The organism is Pseudomonas sp. EU05-FHT14B02 (genome assembly GCF_058791055.1).
In genome coordinates, this window is the sequence record NZ_JBYTDD010000028.1 from 42,768 (window position 1) to 51,634 (window position 8,867).

Here is an 8,867-nt window from a genome sequence, read left to right on the forward strand (position 1 = left end):
CAATTACTGATTAATAAGTGAAATCGATTTATCGTATTTCAAATATAAGTTCAGCTTGTTACTGGAGATTCCCATGTCGGTGTCCCACGCCCAGCTCAAAGCTTTCCACGCCGTGGCGGTCCATGGAAGCTTTACCAAGGCCGCCGAACGCCTGTTTCTGACGCAACCGGCGATTTCCGACCAGGTGCGCAAGCTCGAAGAGCGCTACGGTGTTTTGCTGTTTCACCGCAACAAACGCTCGGTGCGTCTGACCGATCTGGGCGAGCGCCTGTTGAGCGTTACCCAGCGGCTTTTTGTGATCGAGGCGGAAGCCCAGGAACTGCTTCAGGAATCCCAGGCCTTGCAGACCGGCAGCCTGATTCTGGCGGTGGATGCACCGGTGCACGTGCTGCCGCAGATTGCCCGGTTCTGCGAACGCTACCCCGGGATCAGCGTGAAGATCGAAACCGGCAACACCGATGAGTCGCTGTTTCGACTGTTCAACTATCAGGCCGACCTTGCATTGCTGGGCCGTGATGTCAGCGATGAACGCCTGATTTCACTGCCCCTGCGCAACGACCCGATGGTGGCGTTCGTGTCACGCAATCATCCGTGGGCCGACCGCGAATCCATCACCCTGGCGGACCTCGACGACACGCCACTGGTATTGCGGGAAATCGGTTCGGTGACCCGGCAGACGCTGGAGGAGGAAATGGCAGGTGCCGGATTTCGCATTCGGCCAGCGATTCAGGTTGAAGGTCGCGAGGCAGCTCGGGAGGCGGTGGTGGTGGGGATTGGCGTGGGCGTTGTATCGGCTGCCGAGTTTGGCGCGGATTCCCGTGTGTGTGCGCTGCCGATTGTCGATTGCAAGCGGCGGTTGACCGAGACGTTGGTGTGCTTGCGCGAGCAGAGTTCACGGCGGGTGGTGGCGACTTTTCTTGAGATGGTGCGCGAGAGTCTTGTGTAGGCAGGTCCGGCGCCATCGCGGGCAAGCCACGCTCCCACAGGTATTGGGTCGTACACAATATCGGCGAACGTGCATAAATCCCTGTGGGAGCGAGCTTGCTCGCGATGCAGGCAACTCGGTCTACCTGACGGGCGCCAACCCGAAAAACGCCTGAATCAAGCGCAAATCCCGCCGCCGCTCCATACAGCCAATCATGTGCCGGTTCACCAACCCCTCGCCAATGATCGGCACCGCCGCCACCCGTGGGTCGTGGCTGACCTCCACCGACGACACCACCCCCACCCCCAGTTCGGCGGCCACCGCCTCGGTCACCGCTTCGCGGCTGTCCAGTTCCAGCAACACCCGCGGACTGACCCTGGCCTGGGCGCAAGCCTCATCGAAGGTACGCCGGGTAATCGAACTCGGTTCGCGCAGCACCATGATCACCTGATCCAGTTCCTTGAGCTGCACACCTTTAGTCTTCTGCGCCCAAGGATGCCCGTCAGGCACCAGTGCGCAAATCCGCGATTCGTTCAGCGCCTGAAGATGCAGGCCCTTGCGCGGCTCGACCTCGGTCAGTACCGCCACGTCGGCATGCTCGGACAGCAGCGCCGCCAGGGTTTCCTGGGCGTTGCCCAGGCGCAGGTTCACCGTGATCCCCGGATAGTGTGCGCGCAGGCTGGCGAGCATTGGCATGACCATGTGCGGGCCGTCCGCCGCCACCTCCAGGCGCCCGGTCAGCAGTTGCCGGTTGGCTTCAAGCATCACCTGCGCCTCTTCGGCCAGGCCGAACATCGCCCGGGTGATGGCCGCCAGCTTGGTGCCCTCCTCCGTCAGCTCCACTCGGCGGGCGGTGCGGCGCAACAGGGTGATCTGGTAGTGCTCCTCCAGGGCCTTGATGTGCCCGGTAACCGCTGGCTGGCTGATAAACAACCGCGCCGCCGCCCGGGTAAAGCTGCCTTCGCGCGCCACGGCATCGAACGCGCGGAGCTGAAACAGGTTCATGAATAACCCTCACTGATGGCTGGCATAACAACAAACAATTTGATTGATATCACGGCAAATTGCAATTTAGGCCCCGTAGCTTCATCCCATCGATTGCGAGGACATGAGAATGAGTACTGCCGAACCCATCCTGCTCACCCCCGGCCCATTGACCACTTCGGCCCGCACCCGTCAGGCGATGATGATCGACTGGGGTTCATGGGATGACCGCTTCAATCAATTGACCGCCAGCCTCTGTGAGCAACTGCTGGCAATCGTCAACGGCGCCTCCACGCACCACTGCGTGCCCCTGCAAGGCAGTGGCACTTTCGCCGTCGAGGCAGCGATCGGCACGCTGGTGCCTCGGGACGGCAAGGTTCTGGTACTGATCAACGGTGCCTACGGCAAACGCCTGGCGAAGATCTGCGAAGTGCTGGGCCGCTCCTACAGCACCTTCGAAACCGCCGAAGACGAGCCGACCACCGCCGCCGACGTCGACCGCCTGCTGCGCGCCGACAACGGCATCACCCACGTCGCCCTGATTCACTGCGAAACCAGCACCGGTATCCTCAATCCGCTGCCGGAAATCGCCGACGTGATTGCCCGGCACGGAAAACGCCTGATCATCGACGCCATGAGTTCCTTCGGTGCACTACCGGTAGACGCGCAAGAGATTCCGTTCGACGCTCTGATCGCTGCCTCGGGTAAATGCCTGGAGGGCGTGCCGGGCATGGGTTTTGTCTTCGCTCGCAAAGAATCCCTGGCCAGCGCCGCCGGCAACTCGCATTCGCTGGCGATGGACTTGCAGGACCAGCACGCCTATATGGCCAAGACCGGCCAGTGGCGCTTCACCCCGCCGACCCATGTGGTCGCCGCGCTGCACGAAGCCCTGCTGCAATACAACGAAGAAGGTGGCTTGCCGGCGCGGCACGAACGCTACGCCGCCAACTGTCAGGCATTGATGGAGGAGATGGGCAAACTGGGGTTGCGCAGCTTCCTGCCGACGGCGATCCAGGCGCCGATCATCGCCACCTTCCATGCCCCGAAAGACCCGCGGTACCAGTTCAAGGAGTTCTACGAGCGGGTCAAGGCCAAGGGTTACATCCTCTACCCCGGCAAACTGACCCAGGTCGAAACCTTCCGCGTCGGCTGCATCGGCCATGTCAACCCGGCGCAAATGCGCAAAGCCGTGGCCGCGATTGGCGAGGTACTGCGCGAGATGGAAGTCCTCGACATCTAAACCACACCACATTCCCACAGAAAAGCTGAATTTCCGAATAGATCGATATCACAGGAATCCAAACGCCATGAACTACGCCAACCCAACCAAACTGCAAGCCGCCATCCTCGACTGGGCCGGCACCGTGGTCGACTTCGGCTCCTTCGCCCCGACGCAGATTTTCGTCGAGGCCTTCGCCGAGTTCGATGTCCAGGTGTCCATCGAAGAGGCCCGTGGCCCGATGGGCATGGGCAAGTGGGACCACATCCGCACCCTGTGCGATCTGCCGGAAGTTGCCGAGCGTTATCGCAAAGTGTTCGGCCGCACGCCGACCGACGATGACGTCACTGCCATCTACCAGCGTTTCATGCCGCTGCAGATCGAAAAAATCGCCGAGCACTCGGCGCTGATTCCCGGGGCACTGGAGACCATCGCCAACCTGCGCCAGCAAGGGATCAAGATCGGCTCCTGCTCCGGTTACCCGAAACAGGTCATGGACAAGGTGGTCGAACTGGCCGCCACCAACGGTTACGTGGCCGACCACGTGGTCGCTACCGACGAAGTCCCGAATGGTCGCCCATGGCCCGCCCAGGCGCTGGCCAACGTCATCGCCCTGGGCATCGACGATGTCGCCGCGTGCGTGAAGATCGATGACACGGTGCCGGGCATTCTCGAGGGTCGCCGCGCCGGCATGTGGACCGTTGCGCTGATCTGCTCGGGCAACGCCCTGGGCCTGGACTACGAAGGCTATCGCGCCTTGGGCTGCGACCAACTGGACAGCGAGCGTAAGCGCATCCACGGGATGTTCGAAGGTTCACGCCCGCATTACATGATCGACACCATCACCGATCTGCCGGAAGTGATCGCCGACATCAACAAGCGCCTGGCCAACGGCGAAATGCCACAGTCGAGCTAAAAAACGCAACGCCCCCCCTGTAGGAGCGAGCCTGCTCGCGATGGTGTGTCAGATACATTGATGTCGACTGACACACCATCGCTAGCAAGCTCGCTCCTACAGTTTTTTCCGTCTGTTACCCGACCCAGAGCACACAGCGACCAATCGCCTCAGGCAAATCCGGTGAAACAGGATTACAGTTAACGCACACCGTCGGACAAGAACGGTGGCTTTAAACCGGACCTCTGAGGAACACCCTATGCCGTGGAAAAACTCCGAATCGCGCTACAGCACCGTATCGATCGCGCTGCATTGGCTGATGCTGGTCCTGCTGGTGCTGGTTTATGCCTGTATCGAGTTTCGCGGGTTCTTTCCCAAGGGCAGTGGCGGGCGCACGCTGATCGTCGAATCACATTTCATGCTCGGCCTGACCGTATTCGTTCTGGTCTGGCTGCGATTGTTCGCACGCAGCCTCGGCCCGGCACCGCAGATCTTCCCGGCCTCGCCGCACTGGCAAACGACGCTGGCCAGGCTGATGCACTGGGCACTGTACATTTTCATGATCGTCACGCCGATTCTCGGGTGGCTGGTCACCAGCGCCAAAGGCAATCAGGTGATGTTCTACGGTGTCGACCTGCCAATGCTGATAGCGGAAAACAAGGACCTGGCCAAAGAGCTCCAGGGCTGGCACGAACTCGGCGGCACTATCGGCTACTGGCTGATCGGCCTGCATGCCGTGGCCGGGCTGTATCACCATTATGTGGTGGGCGATAACACCTTGCTGCGGATGATGCCCAAGCGCGTGAACCGCGATCTCTCAGACCAATGAACTCCAATGTGGGAGCGCAGTACCGCTCAGTTTTCTGAACTCAGTCCCCGCCACCCCTGCAAACCGCCGGTGTGGACAAAGATCAGCCGCGTACCACGGGCGAACTTGCCCGCCTCCACTTGTTGCTTGAGGACCATGAGTGCCTTACCGGTGTACAGCGGCTCCAGGGGAATGCCGCTGGCCTGCCCGGTCTTTTCGATGAAGTCGAGCAGCTGTGGATCAACCTTGGCAAACCCGCCGCGACTGGCCTCGAACAGTTCATACACCACATCGACCACACCCGCTTCCTGCACGATCCTCTCGACCTGCTGCGCCACCCCGTGGTCATCAGGCACCGCCAGGGCACCATATACCGGATGATCCCCCGCCTCGGCCAGTACCAGACCGGCCAGGGTCGTGCCGGTTCCGCAGGCCAGCCACCAGCCGTCATAGTCACTCCAGCCCAAGCCCGCCAATTGGGTACAAACTTTGGCCCGCAATTGCATGCAACCTTCAGCACCGGGTAATCCACCTCCCCCTTCAGGCACTGGATGCAATGTCGGATAGCGGGTTTGCCAAGGTTGCCAGAAACCCGCTTCATGCCTCGCTCGATAGCCAGCGTAGCCCAGCCAGTGCAACTGCATGCCGAACGCCTGCAAGTCCTTGACCGTCGGGGTTTGCTGAGGATGCCCGCGCAACAGACCGACGGTGGAAAAGCCCAATCGCTTGCCCGCCGCCGCCAACGCATGAAGATGATTGGAGTGCGCACCACCAAGACTGATGATGCCTTCGGCACCCAGACGGTCGGCGGTTTTCAGGTGTTCGATGAGCTTGAACCATTTGTTGCCGCTGATCAGCGGGTCGATCCGGTCCAGACGCAGGACCGCCACTTCGATGCCGGCTTGAGTAAGCCAGTCGAGATGAAGGGGGTCGAGGGGAGCCTGGGGTAACCAGGTAGAGGGCGGGAGAAGCATTGGCGCCTGATTGAGCTAAAAAAAGAAATTACATTCTAGTCGCTCAAAGGCAGCCATCGCGAGCAAGCTCGCTCCCACCTTCGATCTGCTGAACGACACAGATTCAGTGTGGGAGCGAGCTTGCTCGCGATGGCCATTGGCACGCTTGACCTGTCTGTTACAACTGCGCCGCCAACCGCGACCCCTGATTGATCGCCCGCTTGGCATCCAGCTCTGCCGCGACATCCGCACCGCCGATCAGGTGCACGCTCTGCCCCGCTGCCGCCAGGCCTTCATGCAACTCGCGCAGTGGATCCTGCCCGGCGCAAATCACGATGTTGTCCACTGGCAGCACCTGAGCTTCGCCGGTTTCGCCGATGCGGATGTGCAGACCTTCATCGTCGATCTTCAGGTATTCAACGCTGTTGAGCATCTGCACCTGTTTGTTCTTAAGGCCCGTGCGATGAATCCAGCCGGTGGTCTTGCCCAGGCCGTCGCCGACCTTGGACGTCTTGCGTTGCAGCAGGAACACCTCGCGGGCCGGCGCATGGGGCGCGGCCTTGATACCAGCGACACCGCCGCGCGCTTCAAGGTGTGTATCGATGCCCCATTCCTTCCAGAACGCGGCGCGATCCTGACTGGTGGCGACGCCTTCATGCACAAGGAACTCGGAAACGTCGAAACCGATACCACCTGCACCAATCACCGCGACGCGCTTGCCGACCGGTTTGCGCTCCAGGATCACGTCCAGGTAGCTCAGCACCTTGGCGTTTTCCACCCCAGGAATGGCCGGCACACGCGGCGCAATGCCGGTGGCCAAAATGATCTCGTCGTAGCCACCCTCGACCAGTCCGGCCACGTCGACGCGGGTGTTCAGGCACACCTCGACGTTGGTGGTCTGCAACTTGCGGTTGAAGTAGCGAATCGTTTCGTAGAACTCTTCCTTGCCCGGAACGCGCTTGGCAATGTTGAACTGACCGCCGATTTCGCTGGCCGAATCGAACAACGTCACCTGATGGCCACGCTCGGCGGCCACGGTTGCGGCGGACAGGCCGGCAGGGCCGGCACCGACCACGGCGATTTTCTTCAGTTGCTGCACGGGCAGATAGTTGAGCTCGGTTTCGTGGCAGGCACGCGGGTTCACCAGGCAACTGGTCAGCTTGCCGCCGAAAGTGTGGTCGAGGCAGGCCTGGTTGCAACCGATGCAGGTGTTGATTTCATCGGCACGACCTTCAGCGGCTTTGTTGACGAAATCCGGGTCGGCGAGGAACGGTCGTGCCATGGACACCATGTCGGCATCGCCCTCGGCCAGGATCTGCTCGGCGACTTCCGGGGTGTTGATACGGTTGGTGGTGATCAGTGGAATATTGACCGAACCCCGCAACTTGGCCGTGACCTTGCTGAAGGCCGCGCGCGGCACTTTGGTGGCAATGGTCGGAATCCGCGCTTCGTGCCAGCCGATACCGGTGTTGATGATGGTCGCGCCGGCCTGCTCGATGGCCTTGGCCAGTTGAACGATCTCTTCCCAGGTGCTGCCGCCTTCAACCAGGTCGAGCATCGACAGACGGAAAATGATGATGAAATTCGGGCCTACCGCTTCACGCACGCGACGAACGATCTCCACCGGCAGGCGCATGCGGTTTTCATAGCTGCCACCCCAGCGGTCGGTACGGTGGTTGGTGTGGGCGGCGAGGAACTGGTTAATGAAATAACCTTCGGAACCCATGATTTCCACACCGTCGTACTCGGCGGTTTGTGCCAGTACCGAGCAGGTGACGAAATCGCTGATCTGCTTCTCGATGCCTTCCTCGTCCAGTTCCCTGGGCTTGAACGGGTTGATCGGTGCCTGGATCGCACTTGGAGCAACCTGTTTCGGGCTGTAGGCATAACGACCGGCATGGAGGATCTGCATGCAGATCTTGCCGCCCGCGTCATGCACGGCACGGGTGACAATACGGTGCTTGAGCGCCTCTTCTTCGGTCGTCAGCTTGGCCGCGCCGGAATACACGCCACCCTCGTCATTCGGGCCGATACCGCCGGTGACCATCAGGCCGACACCGCCACGGGCACGCTCGGCAAAGTACGCCGCCATGCGCTCGAAGCCACCTGGTTTCTCTTCAAGACCAGTGTGCATCGACCCCATCAGGGTGCGATTGCGTAGCGTGGTGAACCCCAGGTCCAGCGGAGCCAACAGGTGCGGGTATTGAGCGGCGGTCATCGGTAACTCCACATCGAGCGATCACGGAAAGTGCGGGAGCTCTGCGGCCCCCATCAGTCATGTTCGACAGACTAAGAGTCGTTCCGTCATCCCTCAATGACCGTAAATGACAACTTATTGATCGAAATGAGCAGCAACATTGGGCTATCAGTGATCATGCCCAAAACCCGAAGTAAACAAATGCCATGGCCGCGGCTACACCCCACGCGGTCAACGCCATTACCGTTGAATGATGCGGTAACCGGGATTCGCTCAACCGCTGCAATCCGGATTTCGAAAACCCGGACTGGTCATAACGGCAATACTGGATTGCCCGGTAGGTGTGTCGGATGCCTAGTAAAAGAAACAGGGTGATCAGGCCAAGTACCAGTCCACGCGTAAAAGCCGGTTTGACCAGTAGCGCAAGGTGATCCTGCTCGCAGGCGGCGCTTTCGACTTCCTCAACGGTAATACGCTGATCATCTGTCGAAGTGCGCTTTTGGCCAGTCTGGTTCGCCGCCAGTTGCTCCAGATCCAACACCTGATACTTCCATAGCGTTGGCGATCCTTTTCGGCAGAAGGTAAACGCGGCAGGACTTGAGACGGCGATAATGCCAGCGTCGTCGATATTCAGTTTTTTCAGCGTTTCCGTGGCGGACCTGGTGAAGTCCAGGTCGAAGAGTGGAGTCATCCCAGTCGCAAAAGCTGCGATCGAAACCAATAGACTGCTCAAGACGCAGATGGCTGAAATGTTCAAGGCAGGGTTTCCTTTTTTCCATTGTTTTTTGATTTCGCCGCGCGGCTCCAACCAGTTTGATGAGTTCCAGTACGTTGCTGGCACCCCGATAACCTATGGTATTGCGGACAAAACCCCGGAGAGTGAAAA

General features: G+C 60.2%; 8 protein-coding genes. 4 read left to right on the top strand and 4 right to left on the bottom strand.

Annotated features, from left to right (window positions below; genetic code table 11):
- Positions 1-73: 73 nt before the first annotated feature.
- Entirely contained in the window at positions 74-946 is an 873-nt protein-coding gene (locus tag AC3WTM_RS22885) for a LysR family transcriptional regulator (protein WP_102671611.1), read from the top strand.
- 120 nt (positions 947-1,066) lie between these two features.
- On the opposite strand, the gene AC3WTM_RS22890 is transcribed toward AC3WTM_RS22885, so the two are convergent.
- Entirely contained in the window at positions 1,067-1,930 is an 864-nt protein-coding gene (locus AC3WTM_RS22890; RefSeq protein ID WP_102671612.1) for a LysR substrate-binding domain-containing protein, read from the bottom strand.
- Positions 1,931-2,039: 109 nt separating this feature from the next.
- Here AC3WTM_RS22890 and AC3WTM_RS22895 point away from each other — a divergent pair, with 109 nt between their 5' ends.
- The 3 genes from AC3WTM_RS22895 (at position 2,040) to AC3WTM_RS22905 (ending at position 4,852) form a co-directional block, all read left to right on the top strand.
- Positions 2,040-3,149, top strand: a complete 1,110-nt coding sequence (locus AC3WTM_RS22895; protein ID WP_102671613.1) for a 2-aminoethylphosphonate--pyruvate transaminase — start codon at positions 2,040-2,042, stop codon at positions 3,147-3,149.
- 67 nt (positions 3,150-3,216) lie between these two features.
- A complete protein-coding gene (gene phnX, locus AC3WTM_RS22900) occupies positions 3,217-4,044 on the top strand; it encodes a phosphonoacetaldehyde hydrolase (RefSeq protein ID WP_102671614.1) in 828 nt (275 codons plus the stop codon).
- 238 nt (positions 4,045-4,282) lie between these two features.
- A complete protein-coding gene (locus tag AC3WTM_RS22905) occupies positions 4,283-4,852 on the top strand; it encodes a cytochrome b (protein WP_102671615.1) in 570 nt (189 codons plus the stop codon).
- 26 nt (positions 4,853-4,878) lie between these two features.
- Here the strand turns inward: AC3WTM_RS22905 and AC3WTM_RS22910 are convergent, their stop codons facing one another.
- From AC3WTM_RS22910 to AC3WTM_RS22920, 3 genes are all read right to left on the bottom strand, one after another.
- A complete protein-coding gene (locus AC3WTM_RS22910) occupies positions 4,879-5,805 on the bottom strand; it encodes a 1-aminocyclopropane-1-carboxylate deaminase/D-cysteine desulfhydrase (RefSeq protein WP_102671616.1) in 927 nt (308 codons plus the stop codon).
- 157 nt (positions 5,806-5,962) lie between these two features.
- Positions 5,963-8,002, bottom strand: coding sequence for an oxidoreductase (locus AC3WTM_RS22915; RefSeq protein WP_090456692.1), 2,040 nt, complete (start codon positions 8,000-8,002; stop codon positions 5,963-5,965).
- Between the two features lie 154 nt (positions 8,003-8,156).
- Complete coding sequence (locus tag AC3WTM_RS22920; RefSeq protein WP_306283498.1) at positions 8,157-8,822, bottom strand: hypothetical protein; 666 nt, start codon at positions 8,820-8,822, stop codon at positions 8,157-8,159.
- Between the last annotated feature and the right edge of the window lie 45 nt (positions 8,823-8,867).

Coding starts and splice junctions, on each gene's coding strand:
- AC3WTM_RS22885 (WP_102671611.1), top strand. CDS start 74: ATGTCGGTGTCCCACGCCCAGCTCAAAGCTTTCCACGCCGTGGCGGTC.
- AC3WTM_RS22890 (WP_102671612.1), bottom strand. CDS start 1,930: ATGAACCTGTTTCAGCTCCGCGCGTTCGATGCCGTGGCGCGCGAAGGC.
- AC3WTM_RS22895 (WP_102671613.1), top strand. CDS start 2,040: ATGAGTACTGCCGAACCCATCCTGCTCACCCCCGGCCCATTGACCACT.
- phnX (WP_102671614.1), top strand. CDS start 3,217: ATGAACTACGCCAACCCAACCAAACTGCAAGCCGCCATCCTCGACTGG.
- AC3WTM_RS22905 (WP_102671615.1), top strand. CDS start 4,283: ATGCCGTGGAAAAACTCCGAATCGCGCTACAGCACCGTATCGATCGCG.
- AC3WTM_RS22910 (WP_102671616.1), bottom strand. CDS start 5,805: ATGCTTCTCCCGCCCTCTACCTGGTTACCCCAGGCTCCCCTCGACCCC.
- AC3WTM_RS22915 (WP_090456692.1), bottom strand. CDS start 8,002: ATGACCGCCGCTCAATACCCGCACCTGTTGGCTCCGCTGGACCTGGGG.